At 53.6% G+C, this 25,508-nt stretch carries 21 protein-coding genes; 11 read left to right on the plus strand and 10 right to left on the minus strand.

Features of this window, described 5'->3' with window-relative positions:
* Positions 1 to 46: 46 nt before the first annotated feature.
* The gene (gene ytfE / locus HV346_RS02195) at positions 47 to 709 is read right to left on the minus strand and encodes an iron-sulfur cluster repair protein YtfE (protein ID WP_181621989.1); all 663 of its coding nucleotides are present in this window, start codon (positions 707 to 709) and stop codon (positions 47 to 49) included.
* Between the two features lie 248 nt (positions 710 to 957).
* Between ytfE and HV346_RS02200 the strand changes: the two genes are divergently transcribed.
* On the plus strand, positions 958 to 2,607 hold the full coding sequence (locus HV346_RS02200) for a methyl-accepting chemotaxis protein (RefSeq protein ID WP_181621990.1): 1,650 nt from the start codon (positions 958 to 960) through the stop codon (positions 2,605 to 2,607).
* Between the two features lie 90 nt (positions 2,608 to 2,697).
* On the opposite strand, the gene HV346_RS02205 is transcribed toward HV346_RS02200, so the two are convergent.
* From HV346_RS02205 to HV346_RS02215, 3 genes are all read right to left on the minus strand, one after another.
* Complete coding sequence (locus tag HV346_RS02205; protein WP_181621991.1) at positions 2,698 to 3,663, minus strand: DMT family transporter; 966 nt, start codon at positions 3,661 to 3,663, stop codon at positions 2,698 to 2,700.
* Between the two features lie 75 nt (positions 3,664 to 3,738).
* Complete coding sequence (locus HV346_RS02210; RefSeq protein ID WP_181621992.1) at positions 3,739 to 4,563, minus strand: AraC family transcriptional regulator; 825 nt, start codon at positions 4,561 to 4,563, stop codon at positions 3,739 to 3,741.
* Between the two features lie 81 nt (positions 4,564 to 4,644).
* Positions 4,645 to 5,493, minus strand: coding sequence for an SDR family oxidoreductase (locus tag HV346_RS02215; RefSeq protein ID WP_181621993.1), 849 nt, complete (start codon positions 5,491 to 5,493; stop codon positions 4,645 to 4,647).
* Positions 5,494 to 5,577: 84 nt separating this feature from the next.
* On the opposite strand from HV346_RS02215, the gene HV346_RS02220 reads away from it, so the two are divergent.
* Positions 5,578 to 5,964: a helix-turn-helix domain-containing protein gene (locus tag HV346_RS02220; protein WP_181621994.1), complete on the plus strand. Its 387-nt coding sequence runs from the start codon at positions 5,578 to 5,580 to the stop codon at positions 5,962 to 5,964.
* Between the two features lie 40 nt (positions 5,965 to 6,004).
* Here the strand turns inward: HV346_RS02220 and HV346_RS02225 are convergent, their stop codons facing one another.
* A complete protein-coding gene (locus HV346_RS02225) occupies positions 6,005 to 7,948 on the minus strand; it encodes a bifunctional 2',3'-cyclic-nucleotide 2'-phosphodiesterase/3'-nucleotidase (protein WP_181621995.1) in 1,944 nt (647 codons plus the stop codon).
* Positions 7,949 to 8,127: 179 nt separating this feature from the next.
* Between HV346_RS02225 and cysQ the strand changes: the two genes are divergently transcribed.
* Positions 8,128 to 8,868, plus strand: a complete 741-nt coding sequence (gene cysQ / locus HV346_RS02230) for a 3'(2'),5'-bisphosphate nucleotidase CysQ (RefSeq protein ID WP_181621996.1) — start codon at positions 8,128 to 8,130, stop codon at positions 8,866 to 8,868.
* Here the strand turns inward: cysQ and HV346_RS02235 are convergent.
* On the minus strand, positions 8,862 to 9,419 hold the full coding sequence (locus tag HV346_RS02235; RefSeq protein WP_181621997.1) for a YtfJ family protein: 558 nt from the start codon (positions 9,417 to 9,419) through the stop codon (positions 8,862 to 8,864). The genes cysQ and HV346_RS02235 overlap by 7 nt on opposite strands.
* A gap of 324 nt (positions 9,420 to 9,743) precedes the next feature.
* Between HV346_RS02235 and HV346_RS02240 the strand changes: the two genes are divergently transcribed.
* Entirely contained in the window at positions 9,744 to 9,950 is a 207-nt protein-coding gene (locus HV346_RS02240) for a DUF1107 domain-containing protein (protein WP_004857160.1), read from the plus strand.
* A 74-nt stretch (positions 9,951 to 10,024) separates the two neighbouring features.
* Here HV346_RS02240 and HV346_RS02245 read toward each other — a convergent pair whose 3' ends face one another.
* Both HV346_RS02245 and msrA read right to left on the minus strand, forming a co-directional pair.
* Complete coding sequence (locus HV346_RS02245) at positions 10,025 to 11,362, minus strand: hemolysin family protein (protein ID WP_181621998.1); 1,338 nt, start codon at positions 11,360 to 11,362, stop codon at positions 10,025 to 10,027.
* Between the two features lie 212 nt (positions 11,363 to 11,574).
* Complete coding sequence (msrA, locus tag HV346_RS02250) at positions 11,575 to 12,216, minus strand: peptide-methionine (S)-S-oxide reductase MsrA (protein ID WP_181621999.1); 642 nt, start codon at positions 12,214 to 12,216, stop codon at positions 11,575 to 11,577.
* Between the two features lie 225 nt (positions 12,217 to 12,441).
* Between msrA and tamA the strand changes: the two genes are divergently transcribed.
* Genes tamA through HV346_RS02265 form a run of 3 tightly spaced genes read left to right on the plus strand, consistent with a single transcriptional unit; the run spans position 12,442 to position 18,295 of the window.
* Positions 12,442 to 14,175, plus strand: coding sequence for an autotransporter assembly complex protein TamA (gene tamA / locus HV346_RS02255; RefSeq protein WP_181622000.1), 1,734 nt, complete (start codon positions 12,442 to 12,444; stop codon positions 14,173 to 14,175).
* Positions 14,172 to 17,948 (plus strand): autotransporter assembly complex protein TamB, encoded by a 3,777-nt coding sequence (gene tamB, locus HV346_RS02260; protein ID WP_181622001.1) that lies wholly within the window; start codon positions 14,172 to 14,174, stop codon positions 17,946 to 17,948. Before tamA ends, tamB begins: the two co-directional genes overlap by 4 nt.
* A 2-nt stretch (positions 17,949 to 17,950) precedes the next feature.
* Positions 17,951 to 18,295 (plus strand): gamma-glutamylcyclotransferase, encoded by a 345-nt coding sequence (locus HV346_RS02265; protein ID WP_014068657.1) that lies wholly within the window; start codon positions 17,951 to 17,953, stop codon positions 18,293 to 18,295.
* 35 nt (positions 18,296 to 18,330) lie between these two features.
* Here HV346_RS02265 and HV346_RS02270 read toward each other — a convergent pair whose 3' ends face one another.
* Entirely contained in the window at positions 18,331 to 19,914 is a 1,584-nt protein-coding gene (locus HV346_RS02270) for a methyl-accepting chemotaxis protein (protein ID WP_181622002.1), read from the minus strand.
* Between the two features lie 212 nt (positions 19,915 to 20,126).
* On the minus strand, positions 20,127 to 20,654 hold the full coding sequence (gene ppa, locus HV346_RS02275) for an inorganic diphosphatase (RefSeq protein WP_181622003.1): 528 nt from the start codon (positions 20,652 to 20,654) through the stop codon (positions 20,127 to 20,129).
* Positions 20,655 to 20,963: 309 nt separating this feature from the next.
* On the opposite strand from ppa, the gene ytfQ reads away from it, so the two are divergent.
* From ytfQ to yjfF, 4 genes are read left to right on the plus strand one after another with little or no spacing between them, the layout of a single operon-like run.
* A complete protein-coding gene (gene ytfQ / locus HV346_RS02280; RefSeq protein WP_181622004.1) occupies positions 20,964 to 21,920 on the plus strand; it encodes a galactofuranose ABC transporter substrate-binding protein YtfQ in 957 nt (318 codons plus the stop codon).
* Between the two features lie 51 nt (positions 21,921 to 21,971).
* A complete protein-coding gene (ytfR, locus tag HV346_RS02285; protein WP_181622005.1) occupies positions 21,972 to 23,474 on the plus strand; it encodes a galactofuranose ABC transporter, ATP-binding protein YtfR in 1,503 nt (500 codons plus the stop codon).
* Between the two features lie 10 nt (positions 23,475 to 23,484).
* Positions 23,485 to 24,510: a galactofuranose ABC transporter, ATP-binding protein YtfT gene (gene ytfT, locus HV346_RS02290; RefSeq protein WP_181622006.1), complete on the plus strand. Its 1,026-nt coding sequence runs from the start codon at positions 23,485 to 23,487 to the stop codon at positions 24,508 to 24,510.
* Positions 24,497 to 25,498 carry a galactofuranose ABC transporter, permease protein YjfF gene (gene yjfF, locus HV346_RS02295; RefSeq protein WP_181622007.1) on the plus strand — a complete coding sequence of 334 codons (1,002 nt, stop codon included), beginning with the start codon at positions 24,497 to 24,499 and terminating at the stop codon, positions 25,496 to 25,498. Before ytfT ends, yjfF begins: the two co-directional genes overlap by 14 nt.
* Positions 25,499 to 25,508 lie beyond the last annotated feature (10 nt).

Raw genomic sequence — 25,508 nt, forward strand, 5'->3', positions numbered from 1 at the left:
TGTGGCCGAATTCGAACTTTATGAAGACGCTCCTGGGCGTCTTTTTTTATTCACCAGCGAGGGCACGCGGGAACAGAACATTGTTCTCAAGACTGATGTGTTCCATCAGGTCGTCGATCAGTTCATTGATGCCGTTATACATCGCTTTCCAGGTGGTGCATGCTTCAGGTGGCGGTGTAACGTTGTTCGTGGTGTGTTTGATCACTTCCAGCAGTTCACCCGCATCGTCGTGTTCACTTTCCATCACACTGATCGGACCCATTGCCTGGCTGCCCATGCCTTGTTTAATCATCGGGAACAGGATCTGTTCCTCTTTCATCATGTGGCTGGACAGCTCTTCGTGCAGCATGGTCAGGTATTTTGCCAGACCGCGCGGAACGGAGGCTTTGTCGGCGTGAACACGTTCAACTTTGGTTGCTTGCAGGATCAGTTCCGGTAGTTGTTCGCGGTGGCGATCGTGGTAACGCACAATGATGTGATCGATGATTTCAGCCAGCGCAACGGCGCGCCAGTCTTTCTCGACAGGCTGCTCTGCTAATGTTGCCAGCTCAGCTTCTATGGCATCAACATCCAGCTCTTTGCGTGAGGCTGCACGCGCCAGAGTTTGCTTACCGCCGCAGCAGTAATCCATATCGTATTTACGAAACAGTGCGGAAGCGCGCGGGATAGAGAGCGCCAGCTCACCTAAAGGTTGGTCGCGAAAGGCCATAGCAGTTACCTCGTCATTAATAATATAAGATGTATTTTAAATACATCTTTAAGGCGATACTATAACCCTTTAGGGGCAAACAAGAAAATGGGAGCTAGATCACAAAAAAATCTTAAGGTTTAACTCGCTGAATGGCTTTAGAAAATCCCCTTTCGAAAGTTTTGAAAGGTGGGGGGACGTTAAACAACCCGCTGCGCCTGCCGATAGATACACGTCAGACAATATCCTGCATATAAAAAAGGCGACGAATGTTTAAACGTATAAAAGTGATTACCCTCCTGGTCTCGGTGCTGCTTGTGCTCGGCATCATGCAACTGCTCTCTGCGGCTATTTTTATCAATGCCCTCAATAACGACAAAGACAACTTCACCGTGTCTCAGGTGTCCAGCAAGAACGTAGCGGAGTTTACTGATGCATGGATCAGCCTGAATCAGGCGCGTGTCACCCTGAACCGCGGCATGCTTCGTCTGCAAAGCAGCGTCGCAACACAGATCAACGGTGGACAACTGGCTGAGCTGGTTGCGACAGCGAAAAACCTGCTGGCAGAGGCGCAAGACCATTACGACAAATACTACGCGCTGCCCAATACTCCCGGTCTGGATGACGACCTTAGCAAACAACTTGAAGAGCAATATCGCATCTACTCCGCGACGCTGACTCAAATGAATGTTCTGCTGTCACAGGGCAACCTGGAAGATATGTTCAAGCAAAATGCTGAGCAAAAACAAACGGCGATGCAGAAAGTCTATCGTGAATGGCGTCACGCGCAGACAATGCTGACCGATAAAGGTATTAAGGATAACGAGAGCGATTACAAACGCATTCTGTGGATCCTCTCCGCCGTGATGCTGGCGGTCATGGCGATCATTATTTCCAGTTGGGTTGCGATGCGTCGTGTCCTTCTGCTGCCACTGCATGATGTTATTGGGCATATTCGCGCGATAGCGGCGGGTGATTTGACGCAGCCTATTGAGGCCAGTGGTAAAAATGAAATGGCTCTGCTGGCGCATAACGTTCAGGAGATGCAAACCGCACTGGCGAATACCGTCGGCGTGGTGCGTGAAGGCGCGGATACGATCTACACCGGCGCAGGCGAAATTTCCGCGGGTAGCAACGATCTCTCATCCCGTACCGAGCAGCAGGCGGCATCCCTGGAAGAGACGGCAGCCAGCATGGAGCAACTGACAGCAACCGTGAAGCAAAACGCCGACAACGCGCGTCAGGCTTCGCGTCTGGCACTGGATGCGTCATCCACCGCGAAGAAAGGCGGTAACGTCGTGGAAGGCGTGGTGCGTACCATGGATGAAATCGCCACCAGCTCCAGCAAAATTGCGCAGATCACGAATGTGATCGACGGGATTGCTTTCCAGACCAATATTCTGGCACTGAACGCCGCGGTTGAAGCCGCGCGTGCTGGTGAGCAAGGCCGTGGGTTTGCGGTGGTCGCGGGTGAAGTTCGTACCCTGGCCCAGCGTAGTGCTCAGGCTGCAAAAGAGATTAAAGCGCTGATTGATGACTCCGGCGATCGCGTAAATGCGGGCTCGCAACTGGTGAATGAAGCAGGGGAAACGATGGCAGAAATCGTGAACGCGGTAACGCGCGTCACCGATATTATGGGTGAAATCGCGTCAGCCTCTGACGAACAAAGCCGTGGTATCGATCAGGTTGGGCAGGCAGTGGCTGAGATGGATCGCGTCACTCAGCAAAACGCCTCGCTGGTGGAAGAGTCTGCGGCGGCGGCGGCGGCTCTGGAAGATCAGGCTGCACGCCTGAACGAAGCGGTAGCGGTGTTTAAGATCACCCGTAACCAGGCGGCCAAAGCGGCTCCAGTGAAAGCGTATGTACCAAAAACGCAGCCTGTTTCAACCTCTTCTGAAGCAAACTGGGAAACGTTTTAACATCTTGCCCGGTGGCGCTGGCGCTTACCGGGTCTGCAAAATCATGACAACGCAGGCCAGGTAAGGCATAGCCACCGCCCGTCAAAAAAGTCACACTTCCGAAGCCGGAACAACCGTCGGTTTTTCTGGCTTCGCTCTTACCGCAACCACCACCCCGACCACGAGCAATGCGATCCCGCAGGCCGTTAACAATGGCGGAACGCTCTGGCGCATCAGGAATGTATAGAGCAAACCTGCCAGAGTCTCAAAGACAATCAGCGGCCCTAAGATCACCGTTGGCAGCTTCTGGCTGGCGATATTCCAGCACAACGCGCCAACCCAGGAACAAAGCACCGCGATTGCAACCATTAAGCCGACAAAGACCCACGGTCGTGGCCCAAAGGGTAAGGCAAATTCCGGCTGTTGCGCCCCAAGCCATGCACAGGCAGCCACGTAGCCAAGCAGTGACACGGGCAGAGTAACCAGCGCCTGTGCCGTCGCCCACATCATCGGGTGTTTGTCCGGGTTTTCCCGCAGCCAACGGGCATTGCGCAGGGCATACCACGCCCAGCACACCACTGAAATCAGCGCCAGCAAGATGCCAGAACCGTAGCGCCACCAGTTGACGTTTTCCTGCCCATTCCGGAGCTCCGCGACATTGACACAAATCAGCCCCACCGCAATACAAACCAGAGCCGGAGCCATTTTTGACCATGCCAGTTTGCCGTCGCGGTGGCTGTAAAGCAGGTTTGCAAAGACCGGGATCACGACGGGCAATGTGCCGATAATCATGGTCGAAACCGGAGCGCCTGTACGCTGAATGGCGCTTGCCAGGCAGACGTAATAGATGAGATTGCCCATCATGGTTAATGCCAAAGCGGTTATCCAGTCCTGGCGGCTAAGCTGTTGCAAACGTCTGCGACCCAGCCAGGCAAGAGGAAGGGCGATCAGCCCCAGCGCCAGATAGCGGCCCATTGACTGCAGTACGGCCGGGTACTCTGGCACAATCAATGGACCCACAAAAATTAATCCCCACATCAAACCTGCAAGCAGGGCATACAACACGCCGCTAATCATTTTTTCTGTCCACACTCATTCAGATACCGCCAGTGTAGGAAGAGGCAATGTGCGCGTATTGTATGAGATTGCGCATTAGCGCCTGGCGACCTGTTTCTGGTAGCGAACGGGCGTGATGCCGTAGCGGCGGGTGAAAGCCCGGGTCAAATGCGACTGATCGGTTAGCCCGGTTGCTGCGGCCACTTCTGCCGCAGGCATACCGTGAGTGAGGAAGGCCTTTGCACGCCAGAGGCGGATTGCCATCAGCATTTGATGAGGCGTGACATGGAAATGCGCTTTGAACTGGCGCTGGAAATGGTATGGACTCAACGACACGACGTTTGCCAGTTCATCCAGTGTGAGCGCGTGCATATAGTTGTCGTGCAGATACTCCCTCGCTCGTTCAAAACGGTGTGCCCCTTCCCGAATCATGGGCGCATGGTGCGCCAGCGGTTGGAATGTCTCGATTAAGTCCAGCAGCAACCCTTTTTGCGCCAGCGGATCATCCGTATGCCACAGGCCATAAATAAGCTGACAGATCTGCTGCGAGCGCAGTGGGTCATGGCGCGTGACATCACTAAACCACCAGTGACGAAGGCCAGTGACCTCTTCCAGTAAATCAGGATCGAGATACACCATCCGGTAGCGCCAGCCGTCGGCGGTTTCAGCTTCGCCGGTGTGAAGCTCGTCCGGGTTCATGGTGACAACCGAATTCACCGGGGCGACGTATTGCGTGCCGCGGTAGCGAAAACGCTCGGCTCCGGCTTCAATCGCGCCGATGCCGAAGGCTTCATGAGTGTGAGGCTCAAAGGCGTAACGTGAGATGTGTGCATGATACAGTTCAACACCCGGAACCTGCGCCAGATGGCGAAAGCGGGCGCTGTCTCTTTCATCAATGAACTGTTCAGGTACGCCTTGCACGTTGAGCCTCCTTTTGGGTCATCTCTTCATTATCAGAGATGACCCGTGGGGATGCCACAAAAAATAACCAGTTTGTAACAACTACAGGATACCTTTGACGCTCTCAGCGAGCGGCGTCGTTGGGCGACCAATCAGTTTGCTCAGCGTATGGCTATCGTCGAACAACCCTCCTTTAGACGCGCCAGTATCAGAGTCTGCCAGCATATCAGCCAGACCCGCAGGCAGGCCAACCCCCTTCAGTGCCGCGGCAAAATCGGCTTCACTCAGGTTCTGATACACCACGTTTTTACCACTCTGTTTGCTCAGCTCCGCAGCCAGTTGGCTTAATGTCCATGCCGCATCACCGGCCAGCTCATATACCTTTCCTGCATGTCCCTCTTCAGAAACAACTTTGGCTGCCGCTGCGGCATAGTCGGCACGGGGGGCTGATGCAATTTTGCCTTCCCCAGCAGCGCCGATAAACACGCCGTGTTCCAGGGCTGGCGGTGCGCTTGCCAGATAGTTTTCGGTATACCAGCCATTACGCAGCAGGGCATAAGGTACGCCAGATCCGGCCAGTGCTTTCTCGGTGGCAACGTGTTCAACGTGCAGGCCGAGCGGTGATTGGTCTGCATGAAGCAGGCTGGTATACGCGATGAATTTCACGCCTGCCGCTTTGGCCGCATTAATGACATTTTGATGCTGTACCGCGCGTTGGCCGACTTCGCTGGACGAGATCAGCAGCAGTTTATCCACACCTTTCAGCGCCTGAGTGAAGGCAGCCTCGTCGGTGTAATCGGCCTGGCGAACGACAATGCCTTGCTGGCTCAGTGCGTCGGCTTTTGCCGGGTTACGCACAATGGCCACAATCTGGTTTGCCGGAACGGTTTTCCGCAGGTTTTCAATAACGAGATGGCCAAGCTGGCCAGTAGCGCCGGTGATTGCGATCATGAGGAATCTCCTTCGTGTTTGTCTTGTGTTGTGGCACACTATCACCATAACTAACTTTTAGTAAGTACGTACAAAAAGGTAAGTATGAAAACGTCTATTCCGACACTCAGCGAGCAAATGCGGGACGGGAATCTGTTTGCGGAGCAGTGTCCCTCTCGCGAAGTGCTTAAACACGTCACCAGCCGCTGGGGGGTATTGATCCTGGTCGCGTTGCGCCAGGGAACACACCGTTTCAGCGATCTGCGCCGTAAAATGGGCGGGGTCAGCGAGAAGATGCTGGCTCAATCGTTACAGGCGCTGGAGCAGGACGGGTTTATCGACCGCGTCTCTTATCCGGTTGTTCCCCCGCATGTGGAGTATAGCCTGACGCCGCTGGGGGATGAGGTGAGTGAGAAAGTTGCTGCCCTGGCGGACTGGATTGAGGTGAATACGCCGAAGGTGTTGGTTAATCGGGACGATCGTGCGGCGTAACGTGCCGGGTGAGCGCCAAGACTCCCCGGCACACCGTGTGCTACTTGCTCAGATCGAGCTGATAGATCGCAAAGCCAATATCATCTGTACCGACTTTGTGCATCGGGTACTGCGCCTTGTCTTTGATAAAGGCTGCTGCCTTATCGGACGGTGACGTTTCGAAACGGATATCCAGCGTCGTCTCACTCTGGATCGGCGCCAGACGCCAGTTCTTATCCACGGCAGGATGAATTTCTCCGTCCTTTTTCGTCCGGGCGCTGATCCACGCCGCCAGAACCGCACGGTTTTCATCCGGTGAAGCAAACGCAATATGGCTGTCGCCGGTTCCGGCAAACTTGCCGCCGTAGGCCCGGTAGTTATTGGTGACGACCAGGAACGTTGCATCTGGATCAACCGGTTTTCCGTTGAAGCTCAGGCCTTTGATACGCTCAGCTTGCGGATTGATGGCCTGGCATTCGCCGTCGTATTTGGCAGGCTGGGTAACATCAATTTGATAATCCACGCCGTCGATGACGTCGAAATTATAGGTACGGAATCCCTCCCAGTTGATCAGCGATTGCGGTTTACTGCTGTTCGGATCGATCTGATTAAACTGCCCGGCAGAACACTCCAGCCACTCCTTGACCTCTTTACCCGTTGCTTTTACGACCACCAGGGTGTTCGGGTACAGATAGAGATCGGCAGCGTTGCGGAACGTAAGTTGGCCCTTTTCGACCTCGGTATAGCTGGATGGATCATTCTTGCGCCCGCCAACCTTAAACGGTGCGGCAGCAGATAACACAGGCAGTTTCGCCAGGTCAGGATCGCCCTGGATAAAGTGTTCGGCGTAGGCTTTTTGCGCCAGGTTGACAACCTGAACCGTTGGATCGTCCTGAACCAGCGCCAGGAAGCTGTACATATTGTCGGAGGATTTGCCGATAGGTTTACTGACGAACTCGCGTGTTGCGTCATGGTCGTGCTTCAGCACATCGACCAGCTTTTTATCTTCGGCAGCCAGCGGCTTTTTAGCGACCGCATCGTAAATCGGACGGGCTTCCGCTTTGGACTGGGTGACCTGCCATTGACCGCTATCGTTATTGAGCACCAGATCGACCACGCCAAGATGATCGCCCCACATGCCCGGCATCACTGATGGCACGCCATTCAGCGTCCCCTTGTCGATATCCGCGCCTTTGATGCTGGCAAAGTCTTTTCCCGGAAATACCGCGTGGGCGTGGCCAAACAGGATGGCATCAACGCCGGGGACTTCACTCAGATAGTAAACGGAGTTTTCTGCCATCGCTTGATATGGGTCGGCTGAAAGACCTGAGTGCGCCACGACGACGACCAGGTCCGCCCCTTTTTCGCGCATCTCTGGCACATATTTGCGTGCGGTTTCGGTGATGTCGTTAACAGTGACTTTTCCGGTGAGATTTGCTTTATCCCACGTCATGATCTGCGGTGGCACAAAACCGATATAACCGATTTTCAGCGTCTGTTTTTTACCATCCTGATCGAGAACGTCAGTCTCTTTAATTAAATATGGGGTAAAGAGCGGTTTTTGGGTCTTAACATCGATGATATTGGCGTTAACGTAGGGAAATTCCGCCCCGGCCAGGGCCTTATGAAGATAGTTCAGACCGTAGTTAAACTCGTGGTTTCCCAGGTTGCCGACGGTATAATCCAGGGTGTTCATCGCCTTGTAAACCGGGTGAATTTCACCTTTTTGCAACCCTTTCGCGGCCATGTAGTCACCGAGCGGGCTACCCTGAATTAAATCGCCGTTATCCACCAGTACGCTGTTCTTCACTTCACCCCGAGCAGCGTTAATCAAACTTGCCGTGCGTACCAGCCCGAATTTCTCTGTTGGGTTATCTTTGTAGTAATCGAAGTCCATCATGTTGCTATGCAGGTCAGTGGTTTCCAGAATGCGAAGATCCACTGTCGCCGCTTGTACACTTGCAGCAACCAGCGTCGCCAGGAGCGTTGCGCTAAACTTAATCATCAGAGGAGTCCTTTTTTCGATCCAAGCCACAAAAGAATATGTATGTATATTTTGTTGCTTACAGAAATGTGAATGCTGCCAGAAAAAATCGCCATGAAACCAGAATTGCCTCACAGATAGTGATTACGATATAAATAAAACAAATAGTTACAGCCACTGCGTTAACGAAGAGGTGGAAAATGTTAGATAAGATTTGTCAGCTCGCACGGGATGCGGGTGAGGCCATCATGCAAGTGTATGATGGATCGAAACCGATGGAGGTTGTCAGCAAGTCTGATAACTCTCCTGTTACGGCGGCGGATATCGCGGCACATGCGGTTATTCTCAAGGGGTTACAGGCCCTGACGCCCGATATTCCGGTTCTGTCGGAAGAAGCGCCTCAGGGCTGGGAAGAGCGTCAGCACTGGCAGCGTTACTGGCTGGTGGACCCGCTGGATGGGACCAAAGAGTTCATCAAGCGTAACGGCGAGTTCACGGTGAATATCGCGCTGATTGAGAAGGGAAAAGCGGTGCTGGGCGTGGTATACGCGCCGGTGATGAACGTGATGTACAGTGCAGCCGAAGGTAAAGCCTGGAAAGAAGAGTGTGGTGTGCGTAAGCAGATTCAGGTACGCGATGCGCGTCCGCCGCTGGTGGTGATCAGTCGTTCGCACAGCGATAATGAATTGCAGGAATACCTGCAACAACTGGGTGAGCACCAGACCACGTCGATTGGCTCATCGCTTAAGTTTTGTCTGGTCGCGGAAGGCCACGCACAGCTCTATCCACGCTTTGGGCCTACCAACGTCTGGGATACGGCGGCAGGCCATGCGGTCGCAGCCGCTGCCGGGGCGCACGTTCATGACTGGCAGGGCAAGCCGCTGGACTATACCCCGCGCGAGTCATTCTTAAACCCCGGCTTCCGGGTATCGATCTACTGAGCCAGCAACGTGTGCAGCAGGGCAACAACCTGCTGTACCTCTTCCTGAGTTAATGCCCCATCTTTGGCCCACTGCACGCGGCCATCTTTATCCAGCACGATGATTGCAGAACTCTCTTCATCCAGTTGCCAGGTCTTGCGGGCGATACCATCGCTGTCGACGATGAATTGCGACCACGGATAGAGCTTTTTATTACTCTCAAGACTGCTGCGAACAAACATGCCTGAGCCTGGGATTGCATCGTCGGTATTAACAATGGTGGTGGTCTGGTAGCGATCGTGAGGGAACTGCGCTGCTTTGATCGCCTCAACCAGGGTGGCGTTTTTCTCTTTTGCAGATGTACGCCCTGCAATATGTTGTACAACTCTCACTTTGCCCGTGAGCTGCGCGCTATTCCAGGGTTTATAGCTAAACTTATCATTGTCGAGAATCAATTCTCCCCGGTCAGCAATACCGACTGGTGGCACGCGTTGTCCTTTTTCAAAGTTGTGTGCACAAGCCATCAGGGGCAGCAGCAGGCAAGCTGCGGTCAGGATGTTACGTAGGGTCATGGTGTTTCCTTATTTTTAGCAGGTGATCCGACCACTTGGTCTTACGGCTTTAAGCATAAGTGCGATCTATGGGCTTTTCCCGCAATCCCGATGCCAGTTTGCGGGTGAACGCACATAACCACGAAAAAACGACGGCTTATACTGCCTTCAGTAATGGTGTGCAAAGAAAATTCTGAATAACTGTAATCAAAAGGTAAATAAACTTATGCATACTGGGTATCAATGGTTTTCTGGTCTATAGTCATTGAGCACTAAAATTTGCGCTCAGGACAGTCGGGCCGATTGTGGCACCGCAAGAGCGTATGATTCGCAGGAGATACAAGAATGAAAATTTTCCAACGCTACAACCCGCTTCAGGTGGCGAAGTACGTGAAGATCCTGTTCCGTGGACGGTTGTATATCAAGGATGTTGGCGCTTTCGAATTTGATAAAGGTAAGATTCTTATCCCGAAAGTGAAGGACAAACAGCATTTGTCTGTGATGTCCGAAGTCAACCGTCAGGTTCTGCGTCTGCAAACTGAGATGGCTTAACCAACGTGCTATGCAGTAATTAAAGCAGTATAAAAAAACGGCTCCCATTGGGAGCCGTTGATGTTTATAAGGGCTTACGCCGCCGCGTTTTCTTCCGCATCTGGCAGTTTCGGAACCAGCACCGTCGGTTTATTATCGATTCGCGTCACCAGCAGCTGATCTATACGGTAGTTATCAATATCTACCACCTCAAACTTGTAGCCGGAGAACTTCACTGAGTCGGTACGTTTCGGGATTTTCCGCAGCATAAACATCATAAAGCCGCCAATGGTCTCGTAGTTACCCGACTGCGGGAATTCATCGATATCCAGCACACGCATCACGTCTTCAATCGGTGTCCCGCCATCGATAAGCCATGAGTTCTCATCACGCTGCACAATTTGTTCTTCCAGGCCCTGGCCTACCAGGTCACCCATTAGCGTGGTCATCACGTCGTTCAGGGTAATAATACCCACAACAAGTGCGTATTCGTTCATGATAACCGCAAAGTCTTCACCGGCGGTTTTGAAACTTTCCAGCGCTTCAGAGAGCGTCAGAGTGTCCGGCACAATCAGTGTATTGCGGATCTGTACTCCGCTGTTCAGCGCCAGACTTTGGTTTGCCAGAACGCGGTTCAGCAGGTCTTTAGAGTCAACGTAGCCAATGATGTGGTCAATATCTTCATTGCAGACCAGGAACTTGGAGTGCGGATGTTCCGCCACTTTGCTCTTCAGGCTCTGTTCGTCTTCGTGCAGATCGAACCAGATGATATTTTCGCGACCGGTCATGGATGACGGCACAGTGCGGGATTCCAGTTCAAACACGTTCTCAATCAGTTCATGTTCTTGCTTACGCAATACGCCAGCCAGTGCGCCAGCTTCCACCACGGCATAGATATCATCAGAGGTGATGTCATCTTTACGTACCATCGGCAGTTTAAAGATGCGGAATATCACGTTAGCCAGTCCGTTGAAGAACCATACCAGCGGGCGGAACACAAACAGGCAGAAGCGCATCGGGTTGATGATACGCAAAGCAACAGCTTCTGGCGCAATCATACCGATGCGTTTCGGGGTCAGGTCGGCGAACAAAATAAACAGGCCAGTGACCAGTGAGAAGGAGAGAATAAAGCTCAACTGCTCGGCCAGTTCTGCGGACATGTATTGAATAAAGAGGCTATGAAACGCCGGGGAAAATGCTGCATCACCCACGATACCGCCCAAAATAGCGACCGCGTTCAGGCCAATTTGCACCACGGTAAAGAACATACCTGGGTTTTCCTGCATTTTCAGAATGCGGGATGCATTGATGTTGCCTTCATCGGCAAGCAGCTTCAGTTTAATTTTACGGGACGCGGCCAGTGAGATCTCAGATATCGAGAAAAATGCACTGACGGCAATGAGGCAAAGTATTACTAAAATACTGTTTAACATAGTTTATCCGGCCTAACGCCAGATCCTCGGAAGGGAAGTTAATTACATTTGTGTGAAAACACATAGAACGTCAGCTCGTAGCGTTGAGCTGATTATTTCAGCGGGTAGTATAGCGTAAGAGTATGTAAATCTGCCAGAGGTCACATTTTAGCGGGAAATCGGTCGAAATTTGAGGCCAGGTCATGTCCGTATTGACCTGGCCTGAGTGATAATCAGGCGAGTTGAGGGGGAAGGCATACGCCTATGCCACCAATGCCGCAGTAGCCATATGGGTTTTTATGCAGATACTGCTGGTGGTCATCCTCTGCGTAGTAAAACGGGGTAGCGGTGACAATCTCCGTAGTGACCTGACGCGAGTCACCTGCATCGCGCATCGCATTCTGGAAGCGTTCCAGGCTGGCATGGGCGGCGCTATCTTGCTCTGGTGTGAGCGGGTAGATGGCTGAACGATACTGGGTTCCGTGGTCGTTGCCCTGACGCATACCCTGCGCCGGGTCATGGTTTTCCCAGAACACCTGCAGCAGTTGCTCATAGCTCATGACGGACGGGGCGTAGACCACACGTACAGCTTCGGCATGACCCGTTTCGCCTGAACACACTTCACGGTAGGTTGGATTTGGCGTGTAGCCCCCGGTGTAGCCTGCTGCGGTGCTGTAAACACCAGGCAGTTGCCAGAACAGGCGTTCAACGCCCCAGAAACAGCCCATGGCGAAGAGGGCAATCTCCATCCCCTCCGGGACATGCGTCATCGAATGATCGTTAACGGCGTGTAATGTTGCGACTGGCATTGGGGTGTTCCGTCCCGGTAATGCATCTGATTGAGAGATAAGATGCTTTTTGTCGAATAAACTCACGGTAGGGCCTCCCGGGCTGCGATGTTTCGGTTAAGGTTGTCACGAAGCGTTTAATTGAACACAATAAATGCGCTGAATGAGTCTAGATTTAATCATAAGAAATATTTGGGTGTTAAACCCTTTTTCAACCCACCGATTGGGTTTTGGGCTATTAAGCCGTATTGAGCCGCGGAGCGGTACTTCATTTGCTTCCAGGGGTGGAAACAAGGATATTCAGGAGAAAACGTGCCAAAGATCCGCCAGTTATGTTTGGTCAGTTTATTGCTGACAAGCGGAGTCGCCAGCGCGGCGAATGTCCGTTTGCAGGTTGAGGGGTTAACCGGGGCGCTGGAAAAAAACGTGCGTGCACAGTTGTCAACGATTCAAAGTGACGAGGTGACGCCGGACCGGCGTTTTCGTGCGCGTGTGGATGACGCAATCCGTGAAGGGTTGAAAGCGCTGGGCTACTACGAGCCCACCATCGATTTTGACCTCCGTCCGCCGCCGAAAAAGGGACGGCAGGTTCTGGTTGCACGTGTCTCACCAGGTGAACCCGTATTGATTGGCGGCACGGATGTCGTGCTGCGCGGCGGTGCGCGCACCGATCGGGATTATCTGGATCTGCTCAGCACACGGCCAAAAATTGGTACGGTGCTGGATCACGGCGACTACGATCATTTCAAAAAAGAGCTCACCACCGTTGCGTTGCGCAAGGGCTATTTCGACAGCCAATTCAATAAAAGCCAGTTGGGTGTTTCGCTGGACAGGCATCAGGCCTTCTGGGACATCGACTATGACAGCGGTGAACGATACCGCTTTGGCGATGTGACGTTTGAAGGCTCGCAAATCCGCGATGAGTATCTGCAAAACCTGATCCCGTTTAAAAAGGGGGATTACTACCAGTCCAAAGATTTGGCCGAATTAAACCGTCGCCTGTCGGCGACCGGATGGTTTAACTCAGTGGTCGTTGCTCCCGAATTTGATGATGCCCGCAAAACAAAGGTGTTGCCGCTGCATGGCGTCGTTTCGCCACGCACCGAGAACACCATTGAAACCGGCCTGGGATATTCGACGGACGTTGGCCCACGGGTGAAAGCCACCTGGAAAAAACCGTGGATGAACGCCTACGGCCATAGCCTGACGACCAGCGCCAGTATCTCTGCGCCTGAGCAGCAACTGGATTTCAGCTATAAAATGCCACTGCTCAAAAACCCGCTTGAGCAGTATTACCTGCTACAGGGCGGCTTTAAACGCACCGATTTGAACGATACCGAGCAGGACTCCACCACGCTTGCCGTGTCACGGTACTGGGATCTCTCCAGCGGATGGCAGCGCGCCATTAACCTGCGCTGGAGTCTTGACCACTTTACGCAGGCAAACGTCACTAACACCACCATGCTGCTCTACCCTGGCGTCATGATCAGCCGCACTCGCTCGCGCGGTGGGTTAATGCCCGTCTGGGGGGATTCACAACGTTATTCGATCGATTACTCCAACACGGCCTGGGGCTCAGACGTTGATTTCTCCGTGGTCCAGGCACAGAACGTCTGGATCCGTACTCTTTATGATAGACATCGCTTTGTGATGCGCGGCAACCTTGGCTGGATTGAAACCGGTGATTTTGAACGCGTTCCTCCAGACTTGCGTTTCTTTGCCGGGGGCGATCGCAGCATTCGTGGTTATAAGTACAAATCGATCTCGCCGGAAAATGATAAAGGCAAGTTGACGGGAGCATCCAAGCTGGCGACCGGCTCTCTGGAGTATCAGTACAACGTCACCGGAAAATGGTGGGGTGCGATGTTTGTTGATAGCGGCGAGGCGGTGAATGATATCCGTAAAAGCGATATTAAAACCGGCGCGGGTGTGGGGGTGCGCTGGCAGTCCCCTGTCGGGCCTATCAAGCTCGACTTCGCCGTTCCGGTAGGTGACAAAGACGAACACGGTTTACAGTTTTACATCGGTCTGGGGCCTGAATTATGAGTTTATGGAAGAAGATAAGCCTCGGGGTACTGATTTTTATCGTGCTGCTGCTCGGTACGGTGGCCTTTCTGGTCGGGACCACGACAGGTCTGCATCTGCTGTTTAATGCGGCGAACCGCTGGGTTCCTGGGCTTGACATTGGTCAGGTTACAGGCGGCTGGCGCGACTTGCGTCTGAAGAACATTCGTTACGAACAGCCTGGCGTGGCCGTTAACGCAGGTGAGTTTCATCTGGCAGTGAAGCTGAGTTGCTTGCGTGACAGCAGTCTGTGCGTAAACGACTTGTCGCTAAAAGATGTCAATGTGGCGATAGATTCGAAAAAAATGCCGGCATCAGCGCCCGTAGCGGAGGAAGATAGTGGCCCGCTGAATCTCTCCACCCCATATCCGATTGCGCTTTACCGGGTGGCGCTGAATAACGTCAACATCAAAATCGACGACACGACCGTTTCGGTGATGGATTTCACGTCAGGCCTGCGCTGGCAGGAGAAAAACCTCACCCTGACGCCCACCTCCCTGCAGGGACTGCTGATTGCACTGCCGAAAGTGGCGAAAGTGGCGCAGGAAGAGATCGTCGAACCTAAGATCCAGAATCCACAGCCGGAAGAAAAACCGCTGGGCGAGACGCTGAGCGAGCTCTTCTCGAAGCCCGTATTGCCTGAGATGACCGACGTTCACCTGCCGCTGAACCTCAATATTGAGGCATTTAAAGGCGAGCAGTTGCGACTGACGGGTGACACCGATCTGACGGTCTACAACATGCTGCTTAAAGTCAGCAGTATCGACGGCAACATGAAGCTTGATGCGCTGGATATTGATACTAATCAGGGCTCTGTTAACGCCACCGGTACTGCGTTACTGCGTGATAACTGGCCGGTGGATATCACCCTCAACAGCGCACTGAATATCGACCCGTTGAAGGGCGAAAAGGTGAAAGTGAAAGTCGGCGGTGCGCTGCGCGACAAGCTGGATGTGGGCATCAATCTTTCCGGTCCGGTGGATATGGTCCTGCGTGCGCAGACTCAACTGGCCGAAGCCGGATTGCCGATCAATGTTGATGTGGTTAGCCAGCAGTTGTACTGGCCATTTACCGGCGAAAAGCAGTTCCAGGCGGATGACCTGAAGTTGAAGCTGAGCGGCAAAATGACCGATTACACGCTGTCCTTCCGCACCGCGGTCAAAGGGCAGGGTGTGCCGCCTGCCACTATTACGCTGGATGCAAAAGGTAACGAAAAACAGGTCAATCTCGATAAACTGACGGTGGCGGCGCTGGAAGGAAAAACGGAACTGACTGCGCTGCTCGACTGGCAGCAGGCCATCAGCTGGCGCGGTGAGTTAAAACTGAGCGGCATCAACACCGCAAAAGAAGTGCCGGACTGGCCGTCAAAACTTGATGGCCTGATTAAAACACGCGGCAGTTTGTACGGCGGTAGCTGGCAGATGGATGTGCCGGAGATAAAAATCACCGGCAACGTGAAGCAGAATAAAGTCAACGTTGAAGGTTCGGTCAAAGGCAACAGCTATCTGCAATGGATCATCCCAGGGCTGCATGTTGCTCTGGGGCGTAATACTGCCGATATCAAAGGTGAGCTGGGCGTAAAAGATCTTAATCTTGATGCCACCATTGATGCACCGAATCTTGATAATGCCCTGCCAGGTTTGGGGGGGACAGCGAAAGGGCTGGTGAACGTTCGCGGTACGGTGGATGCCCCGCAACTGCTGGCGGATATTACGGCGAACAGCCTGCGCTGGCAGGAACTGTCTATTGCCCGCGTTCGCGTCCAGGGGGACGTAAAATCTGCCGATCAAATCGGCGGGAATCTGAATTTGCGCGTGGAGCGCATTTCGCAACCTGATGTCAATATTGGCCTGGTGACACTGGATGCCAAAGGCAATGAGAAACAGCACGAGCTCCAGTTGCGCGTGCAGGGGGAACCAGTGTCCGGGCAACTGCATTTGACCGGCAGTTTTGACCGCAAAGAGGAACGCTGGAGAGGGCAGTTGGATAACACCCGCTTCAACACCCCTGTGGGGCCGCTGGCGCTCTCCCGTTCTGTCGCGCTGGATTACCGTAATGCGGAACAGAAAATCAGTATTGGACCGCATTGCTGGGTGAACCCAAATGCGGAGCTGTGTGTTCCGCAGACAATTGATGCCGGTGCGGAAGGCCGCGCGCAGATCACACTCAACCGCTTTGACCTCGCCATGCTGAAACCCTTTATGCCGGAGACCACGCAAGCCAGCGGCATCTTTAGCGGTAAAGCGGATGTGGCATGGGATATCACCAAAGAGGGGCTACCCCAGGGAAGTGTGACCCTTTCCGGGCGTAACGTGAAGGTGACGCAGGTCGTTAACGATGCGCCGCTGCCGGTAGCATTTGATACGCTGAACCTGAGCGCAGATCTACATAACAACCGCGCCGAGCTTGGCTGGTTGATTAAGCTGACCAACAACGGTCAGCTCGACGGAAAAGTGCAGATTACCGATCCGCAAGGACGACGTAATCTGGGCGGCAACGTCAATATCCGCAACGTTAACCTGGCGATGGCGAATGCCATTTTCTCTCGTGGAGAAAAAGCCGCAGGGATGCTCAATGCCAATCTGCGTCTGGCAGGAAATGCGCAAAGCCCGCAACTGTTTGGGCAAATGCAGCTGAATGGTGTGGATATTGACGGCAACTTCATGCCGTTTGATATGCAGCCAAGTCAGATTGCGATGAACTTTAATGGTATGAGCTCGACGCTTGCCGGGGTGGTACGTACTCAGCAAGGACAAATCAACCTGAGTGGTGACGCCGACTGGAGCCAGCTTGATAACTGGCGCGCACGTATCGCGGCGAAGGGCAGTAAAGTGCGTATTACTGTGCCACCAATGGTCCGCCTGGATGTGTCGCCGGATGTGGTCTTTGAAGCTACGCCGAGCCTCTTCACTCTGGATGGCCGCGTGGACGTGCCGTGGGCGCGCATTGTGGTACATGACGTCCCGGAAAGCGCGGTGGGTGTCTCCAGCGATGAAGTTATGCTCAGTGATAATCTGAAACCGATCGAACAGAAGAGCGCGGGCATCCCGATCAATAGTAATCTTATTGTGCACGTGGGAAATAACGTGCGTCTCGATGCTTTTGGGCTGAAGGCGAGACTGACGGGCGATCTGAAAGTTGCGCAGGATAAACAGGGATTAGGTCTGAACGGGCAAATCAATATCCCTGAAGGACGTTTCCACGCGTATGGTCAGGATCTGATTGTGCGTAAAGGTGAGCTGTTGTTCTCCGGCCCACCGGATCAACCACTGTTGAATATCGAAGCGATCCGTAACCCTGATTCGACTGAAAACGAGGTGATTGCCGGTGTGCGTGTGACCGGGACCGCTGATGAACCGAAAGCCGAAATCTTCTCCGACCCGGCGATGTCTCAGCAGGAAGCGCTCTCTTACCTCCTGCGTGGGCAAGGTCTGGAAAGTGGTCAAAGTGACAGCGCAGCGATGACATCGATGTTAGTCGGCCTGGGGGTTGCACAAAGTGGTCAGGTTGTGGGTAAAATCGGCGAGACGTTTGGTGTAAGCAATCTGGCGCTGGATACCCAGGGCGTGGGTGACTCTTCGCAAGTGGTGGTCAGCGGCTATGTGCTGCCAGGTCTGCAGGTAAAATATGGTGTGGGGATCTTTGACTCACTGGCAACTCTCACGCTACGCTATCGCCTGATGCCTAAGCTATATCTGGAAGCAGTGTCTGGCGTAGACCAGGCACTGGATGTGCTCTATCAGTTTGAGTTTTAGCAATGCGAATATTTGTTTACGGCAGTTTACGCACCAAGCAGGGCAACAGTCACTGGATGACGAACGCCCAGTTGCTGGGAAATTACAATATCGAGAACTACCAGTTGTACAGTCTGGGCCACTATCCAGGCGCCGTTCCGGGAAATGGAACAGTACAGGGTGAAGTTTATCGTATTGATAATGCCACGCTTGCCGAACTTGATGCCTTGCGCACCAGGGGCGGTGAATACGCTCGCCAGTTGATCCAGACGCCATACGGGAGTGCATGGATGTACGTGTACCAACGTCCGGTCGAAGGGCTAACGCGGATTGAAAGCGGTAACTGGTTAGACAGAGACCAGTACTGAAAAAAAACAACGCCACCGTAAGGTGGCGTTGTTTTTTAGACCGTTTCCTGTCGCAGCTTAAAGAGTTGCACCGTATCCAGAAGCTGCTCGGCCTGACGATGCATCGCCTGTGCCGCCGCTGATGACTCCTGGGACAATGTGGCATTCTGCTGTGTCGCCGTGTCCATATGCGTTACCGCAACATTCACCTGATCGATTCCGGTGCTTTGCTCATGGCTGGCATGTGAAATCGCCTCGATCAATTCACTGACCTTGCTCACGCTGTGCAGGATATCCGCCATCGCTGCGCCTGCCTGTTTCACCTGGCCGTTACCGTCATCAATACGGCTCACCGAACGATCAATCAACACGCGAATATCTTTGGCAGCAGCGGAAGAACGCTGTGCGAGGGCGCGAACTTCAGCGGCAACGACGGCGAAACCACGTCCCTCGGTTCCCGCGCGTGCGGCTTCGACGGCAGCGTTAAGCGCCAGAATATTGGTCTGGAACGCGATGCTGTCGATCATACTGATAATCGTATTGATTTCGCTGGAGAAGGTGTGGATTTCGCTCATGGTCTGCACCGCACGCTCAACCGCTTCTTCACCCTGACGCGCGAACTGACGCGCGTTGCGGGCCAGGTCACTGGCCGTTCGTGAGTTTTCAGCGTTGCTTTTCACCACGGAGGTCAGCTGTTCCATCGATGCGGCAGTTTGCTCCAGCGCGCTGGCTTGTGCCTCATTTCGTGATGACAGCTCATGGCTCCCGCTGGCAATTTGCGCAGACGCCGTGGCGATGGTTTCTGTGCCGCTGCGCACACCGGATACGATGCGGGTGAGGTTTTCGTTCATCTCCTGTAGCGCGCGCATCAGCTCAGCGGTCTCATCACGGCCCACAACGGTAAAGCGAGATTGCAGATCGCCTGCGGCAACGGTACGCGCGATGCTGACAGCCTGAGCCAGTGGACGGGTAATACTGCGAATCAGCCACCAGGTCACGAGCATCCCCGCAGCCAGCGTCAGTAACATGGCAAGCATCAGCATCCATTTTGTTTCCTGATACTTCGCCTGATTCTGAGCGATCGTCTGCTGGTGGAGCGTTTGTGCATGTTGCAGTGTGCGGGCCACCACCTCATCAATCATTTTGGTGGGTTCCCGGTCAATCCCCGTGACAAGCTTGTCGACACGCTGTGTGCTGGTGGCATCCCCTGTTTGATAGGAGGCCAGTGCAGCCAGGTATTTTTGCTCAAGCCCGGCGTGGATTTCGCGTGTTGCCAGCACCTGCTGGTTATCCATGCCAATTTTTGGCAGAAGTTCACTCAGATGCGACAACAGCGTCTGGGTGTTTTTACTCTCGGTGATAAACGCATTTTTATACTTATCAAACGCCTCCTGTCCCTGAGCGCCACGAATGAGCGTGTTTTTCCACTCCTGAACCTGAATTTTGAATTGAACCTGAGCGTTTCTCGCGGTATCGATGCTGTCGGTGATGGTTTGTTCCATCGCCATAATCTGTTCGTTTTGCGCCCGGCTGTCGCTGTTAATCACCAGGCCACGCAGGCCGATAAAGAGCGTCGCAAGCAGCAGAAGCGACGCCAAAAGCCCCAGGCGTTGTCCAATAGTGAGTGTATTGAGTTTCATGTTTTCCCGTTCTGTGAAAATGCGATCGCGGTCACGTCACGGGAGGTATCGACCTGCGGCAGGCAGACTTTAAGGGGGGAAAGCAGGGGTAAGGCAGGAAAAAAGCGCTATCTAATTAATATCGTGAGACAAAATATCTTTATGACGTTTTTGTGATAATTTCAGCCTACAAAAAAGCCCCGACTGGCGGGGCTTAGAAACAGGGGGCAGAATTACTTCTTAGCGCGTTCGAAGGACGCAATGATTTCAGCTTTCGCAGCTTCAGCATTGTCCCAACCGTCAACTTTAACCCATTTGCCTTTTTCGAGATCTTTGTAGTGCTCGAAGAAGTGAGTGATCTGTGCTTTCAGCAATTCTGGCAGGTCGTTCACATCTTTGATGTGATCGTACTCTTTGCTCAGTTTGGTGTGCGGTACAGCAACCAGTTTCGCATCTTCACCAGATTCGTCGGTCATTTTCAGAACGCCAACTGGACGGCAGCGGATCACTGAACCAGGTTCCAGTGGGTACGGCGTTGGGACCAGAACGTCAACCGGGTCACCGTCCAGAGACAGGGTGTGGTTGATGTAGCCGTAGTTGCACGGATAGAACATCGCGGTAGACATGAAACGGTCAACGAACAGTGCGCCGCTCTCTTTGTCCACTTCGTATTTGATTGGATCTGCGTTAGCCGGGATTTCGATAACAACGTAGATGTCTTCTGGCAGTTCTTTACCCGCAGGGACGTTGAGTAAGCTCATGTCTGTGTCCTTTAAAATGTATGGTAAACAAGTGGCAGGTATTATAGCCAACTCGCGCTGAAAGTCTTCGCCTGTTTTCGCCTTCTCTCTCCGTTCATCCCACTTTTCAGACCGATTCCATGACAGGAAAATCCATAAACTCAGCTGCATTTTTCATGGCTGAATGAAAGCGATTACAAACTTGTGATTAACGTTTTATTCACTTTTCTGAAGTGTGATGTAACGCAATCCGTTACATCTCGCATTGTCTATAGTTTTTTCGCAGAACATCTTTTATCCAACAATAATCTACCCTACGAGGACGCACTTATGTGGAAGCGTTTACTTCTAGTCACAGCAGTTTCGGCAGCCATGTCGTCTATGGTGATGGCTGCACCCTTAACCGTAGGATTTTCGCAGGTAGGCTCGGAGTCAGGCTGGCGAGCGGCTGAAACCAGCGTTGCGAAAAGCGAAGCTCAAAAACGCGGCATCACGCTGAAAATCGCCGATGGCCAGCAAAAACAAGAGAACCAAATCAAAGCAGTACGCTCCTTTATCGCTCAGGGTGTCGATGCCATCTTCATCGCCCCTGTGGTAGCAACGGGTTGGGAGCCCGTCCTGAAGGAAGCCAAAGATGCTGAAATTCCGGTCTTCCTGCTCGATCGTTCCATCGATGTAAAAGACAAATCTCTCTATATGACCACCGTGACCGCTAACAACATTCTTGAGGGGCAGTTGATTGGTGACTGGCTGGTGAAACAGGTTGATGGCAAGCCGTGTAACGTGGTCGAGCTGCAAGGTACGGTAGGGGCGAGCGTGGCCATCGACCGTAAAAAAGGGTTTGCTGAGGCTATCGCCAACGCGCCAAACATCAAAATCATCCGCTCTCAGTCCGGTGACTTTACCCGCAGTAAGGGCAAAGAAGTCATGGAAAGCTTTATCAAGGCTGAAAACAACGGCAAGAACATCTGTATGGTTTACGCCCATAACGACGACATGGTGATCGGGGCGATTCAGGCCATTAAAGAGGCGGGTCTGAAGCCGGGCAAAGATATCCTCACCGGCTCTATCGACGGCGTACCGGATATCTATAAAGCGATGATGGCAGGTGAAGCGAACGCCAGCGTAGAGCTGACTCCAGACATGGCTGGCCCGGCGTTTGATGCACTCGAAAAGTACAAAAAAGACGGCACGCTGCCTGAGAAACTGACTATCACCAAATCCACACTCTATCTGCCTGATACCGCGAAAGAAGAGTTAGAGAAGAAGAAAAACATGGGCTACTGATGCCCGTCCCCCTCTCCCCTTTGGGGAGAGGGTCAGGGTGAGGGGGACGTTATGACCACAGAACAACACCAGGAGATCCTCCGCACAGAAGGATTAAGCAAATTTTTCCCCGGCGTGAAGGCGCTGGATAACGTCGATTTCAGTCTGCGACGTGGTGAAATCATGGCGTTGCTCGGAGAAAATGGTGCGGGGAAATCGACGCTCATCAAAGCATTAACCGGCGTCTACCATGCCGATCGCGGCACGATCTGGCTTGAGGGCCAGGCAATTTCGCCCAAAAACACCGCCCATGCCCAGCAGTTAGGCATCGGGACGGTCTATCAGGAAGTGAACCTGCTGCCGAATATGTCAGTAGCGGATAATCTGTTCATTGGCCGCGAACCGAAGCGATTTGGCTTGATCCATCGCAAAGAGATGGAAGCGCTGGCGACGCAGTTGATGGCCTCTTATGGTTTTTCGCTGGATGTGCGCGAACCGCTCAACCGCTTCTCTGTGGCGATGCAGCAGATTGTCGCTATTTGTCGCGCCATCGATCTCTCGGCGAAGGTGTTGATCCTGGATGAGCCAACTGCCAGTCTCGATACCCAGGAAGTTGAGATGCTCTTCACCCTGATGCGTCAGTTGCGTGACCAGGGCGTGAGCTTGATCTTCGTGACCCATTTTCTCGATCAGGTGTATGAGGTCAGCGATCGTATTACTGTGCTGCGTAATGGCGGCTTTGTGGGCTGCCGTGAAACCCGCGAGTTGCCGCAAATTGAGCTGGTGAAAATGATGCTGGGTCGTGAACTGGATACCCATGCGCTTCAGCGAGCCGGTCGCACGTTATTAAGTGATAAGCCGGTCGCGGCATTCAGTGACTTCGGTAAAAAAGGGGTCATCTCTCCCTTCAGTCTGGAGGTTCGTCCCGGCGAGATTGTGGGCCTGGCCGGATTGTTAGGGTCAGGGCGCACCGAAACTGCCGAGGTGATCTTCGGGATCAAGCCTGCCGACAGCGGTCGCGCGTTAATTAGAGGCAAGCCGCAAACCCTGCGTTCACCTCATCAGGCATCCTGTCTTGGTGTGGGTTTTTGCCCGGAAGATCGTAAAACGGACGGCATCATTGCCGCCGCGTCGGTGCGGGAAAATATCATTCTGGCCTTACAGGCGCAGCGTGGATGGTTAAGACCGATCCCCCGCAAGGAGCAGAATGCCATTGCCGAGCGTTTTATTCGTCAGCTCGGTATTCGCACGCCGAGCGCGGAACAACCCATTGAGTTTCTCTCCGGTGGTAACCAGCAGAAGGTGCTGCTTTCCCGCTGGCTGCTGACCAAACCCCAGTTTCTGATCCTTGATGAGCCTACGCGCGGTATCGATGTGGGCGCGCATGCAGAGATCATCAGGCTCATTGAAACCTTGTGCGCCGATGGGCTGGCGTTATTGGTCATCTCTTCCGAACTTGAAGAGCTGGTTGGCTATGCCGATCGCGTCATTATTATGCGCGATCGCAAGCAGGTGGCAGAGATCCCGCTGGATAAACTGTCTGTTCCGGCGATCATGAATGCCATTGCGGCATAAGGAGTACCGCGTGATGCCCCGTTCTCTTCCCCAGACTGGAGAGTCAAAGCGCCGCTTTAACTGGCCGACCGGCACGCCGCAGATCGCGGCGCTCTTGCTGGTGCTGCTGGTGGATAGCCTTGTCGCGCCACATTTCTTCCAGATTATTGTGCAGGATGGCCGCCTGTTTGGCAGCCCGATCGACATCTTAAACCGCGCTGCACCTGTCGCGCTGCTGGCAATAGGTATGACGCTGGTGATTGCGACGGGTGGGATCGACCTCTCCGTTGGCGCGGTGATGGCCATCTCTGGTGCGACGGCCGCGTCGATGACCGTGGCCGGGCACAGTTTGCCAGTGGTTCTGCTGGCCGCGTTAGGAACCGGTGTGCTGGCCGGATTATGGAACGGCATTCTGGTGGCGATACTTAAGATCCAGCCGTTTGTCGCAACGCTGATTCTGATGGTGGCCGGTCGCGGAGTGGCGCAATTGATCACCTCCGGGCAGATTGTCACCTTCGATTCTCCCAGCCTTGCGTGGATCGGCAGCGGCAAGCTGTTCTTCTTCCCCACACCGGTCATTATTGCCCTGGTGACGCTGCTGGTGTTCTGGCTTTTCACCCGCAAAACGGCGCTCGGCATGTTTATTGAAGCCGTAGGGATCAACATTCGGGCTGCAAGAAATGCCGGGGTGAATACCCGTCTGATGGTCATGCTGACCTATGTGCTCAGCGGTGTGTGTGCTGCCATTGCCGGTGTGATCGTTGCGGCAGATATTCGCGGTGCGGATGCCAATAACGCCGGATTATGGCTGGAGCTGGATGCGATCCTGGCGGTGGTGATTGGCGGCGGCTCGCTGATGGGAGGCCGCTTCAACCTGCTGTTGTCGGTGATGGGGGCACTCATTATCCAGGGGATGAACACGGGCATTTTGCTTTCCGGCTTCCAGCCAGAGCTGAACCAGGTGGTTAAGGCCGTTGTGGTGCTGATTGTGCTCATCGTCCAGTCGCCGCGGTTTATCAGCCTCATCAAGGGGATTCGTGGTCATGATAAAACGTAATTTGCCATTAATGATTACGCTGGGCGTGTTTGTGCTGGGCTATCTCTATTGCCTGACGCAGTTCCCCGGTTTTGCTTCTACGCGCGTCATCTGCAATATCCTGACGGATAACGCCTTTTTAGGCATTATCGCCGTTGGGATGACCTTCGTGATCCTCTCCGGCGGGATAGATCTCTCCGTGGGCTCTGTGATCGCCTTTACCGGCGTATTTCTGGCGAAAGCGATTGGTTTCTGGGGGATCTCGCCGCTGCTGGCCTTCCCACTGGTGTTAGCGATGGGCTGCGCATTCGGCGCGTTTATGGGGTTGTTGATCGATGCCCTGAAGATCCCGGCGTTTATCATCACGCTGGCGGGGATGTTCTTTCTGCGTGGCGTGAGCTACCTGGTTTCGGAGGAATCGATACCGATCAACCATCCCATTTACGACACGCTCTCAAGCCTGGCCTGGAAAATCCCTGGTGGCGGTCGGTTAAGTGCGATGGGGCTGCTGATGCTCGGTGTCGTGATCATCGGTATTTTTCTCGCGCACCGTACCCGGTTTGGTAATCAGGTTTATGCCATTGGCGGCAGTGCGACCTCGGCAAGCCTGATGGGGATCTCTACCCGCAGTACGACGATCCGCATTTATATGCTTTCGACCGGGCTGGCGACGCTGGCGGGTATTGTGTTCTCCATTTATACCCAGGCGGGCTATGCGCTGGCGGGTGTTGGGGTCGAACTGGATGCCATCGCATCGGTGGTGATCGGCGGGACGCTGCTCAGCGGGGGGGTAGGAACGGTGCTGGGCACGCTGTTTGGCGTGGCGATCCAGGGGCTGATCCAGACCTACATTAACTTCGACGGAACGCTCAGTTCGTGGTGGACGAAAATTGCCATTGGCATTCTGCTGTTCATTTTTATTGCGCTGCAGCGAGGTCTGACGGTGCTTTGGGAGAACCGCCAAAGCTCGCCTGTTACACGCGTCAGCACATCAGCAACAAAGTTATAACACCATGAAT

The sequence above is a fragment of the Enterobacter sp. RHBSTW-00994 genome, from assembly GCF_013782625.1.
In the GTDB taxonomy this organism is placed as follows: Bacteria; Pseudomonadota; Gammaproteobacteria; order Enterobacterales; family Enterobacteriaceae; genus Enterobacter.

What these genes read in the sequence shown, in the direction of transcription:
- yjfF (WP_181622007.1), top strand. Translation starts at nt 24,497, where the DNA reads ATGATAAAACGTAATTTGCCATTAATGATTACGCTGGGCGTGTTTGTG.
- ytfR (WP_181622005.1), top strand. Translation starts at nt 21,972, where the DNA reads ATGACCACAGAACAACACCAGGAGATCCTCCGCACAGAAGGATTAAGC.
- cysQ (WP_181621996.1), top strand. Translation starts at nt 8,128, where the DNA reads ATGTTAGATAAGATTTGTCAGCTCGCACGGGATGCGGGTGAGGCCATC.
- HV346_RS02270 (WP_181622002.1), bottom strand. Translation starts at nt 19,914, where the DNA reads ATGAAACTCAATACACTCACTATTGGACAACGCCTGGGGCTTTTGGCG.
- ytfE (WP_181621989.1), bottom strand. Translation starts at nt 709, where the DNA reads ATGGCCTTTCGCGACCAACCTTTAGGTGAGCTGGCGCTCTCTATCCCG.
- HV346_RS02205 (WP_181621991.1), bottom strand. Translation starts at nt 3,663, where the DNA reads ATGATTAGCGGCGTGTTGTATGCCCTGCTTGCAGGTTTGATGTGGGGA.
- HV346_RS02220 (WP_181621994.1), top strand. Translation starts at nt 5,578, where the DNA reads ATGAAAACGTCTATTCCGACACTCAGCGAGCAAATGCGGGACGGGAAT.
- HV346_RS02225 (WP_181621995.1), bottom strand. Translation starts at nt 7,948, where the DNA reads ATGATTAAGTTTAGCGCAACGCTCCTGGCGACGCTGGTTGCTGCAAGT.
- ppa (WP_181622003.1), bottom strand. Translation starts at nt 20,654, where the DNA reads ATGAGCTTACTCAACGTCCCTGCGGGTAAAGAACTGCCAGAAGACATC.
- HV346_RS02245 (WP_181621998.1), bottom strand. Translation starts at nt 11,362, where the DNA reads ATGTTAAACAGTATTTTAGTAATACTTTGCCTCATTGCCGTCAGTGCA.
- HV346_RS02215 (WP_181621993.1), bottom strand. Translation starts at nt 5,493, where the DNA reads ATGATCGCAATCACCGGCGCTACTGGCCAGCTTGGCCATCTCGTTATT.
- HV346_RS02240 (WP_004857160.1), top strand. Translation starts at nt 9,744, where the DNA reads ATGAAAATTTTCCAACGCTACAACCCGCTTCAGGTGGCGAAGTACGTG.
- HV346_RS02235 (WP_181621997.1), bottom strand. Translation starts at nt 9,419, where the DNA reads ATGACCCTACGTAACATCCTGACCGCAGCTTGCCTGCTGCTGCCCCTG.
- ytfQ (WP_181622004.1), top strand. Translation starts at nt 20,964, where the DNA reads ATGTGGAAGCGTTTACTTCTAGTCACAGCAGTTTCGGCAGCCATGTCG.
- tamB (WP_181622001.1), top strand. Translation starts at nt 14,172, where the DNA reads ATGAGTTTATGGAAGAAGATAAGCCTCGGGGTACTGATTTTTATCGTG.
- HV346_RS02200 (WP_181621990.1), top strand. Translation starts at nt 958, where the DNA reads ATGTTTAAACGTATAAAAGTGATTACCCTCCTGGTCTCGGTGCTGCTT.
- HV346_RS02265 (WP_014068657.1), top strand. Translation starts at nt 17,951, where the DNA reads ATGCGAATATTTGTTTACGGCAGTTTACGCACCAAGCAGGGCAACAGT.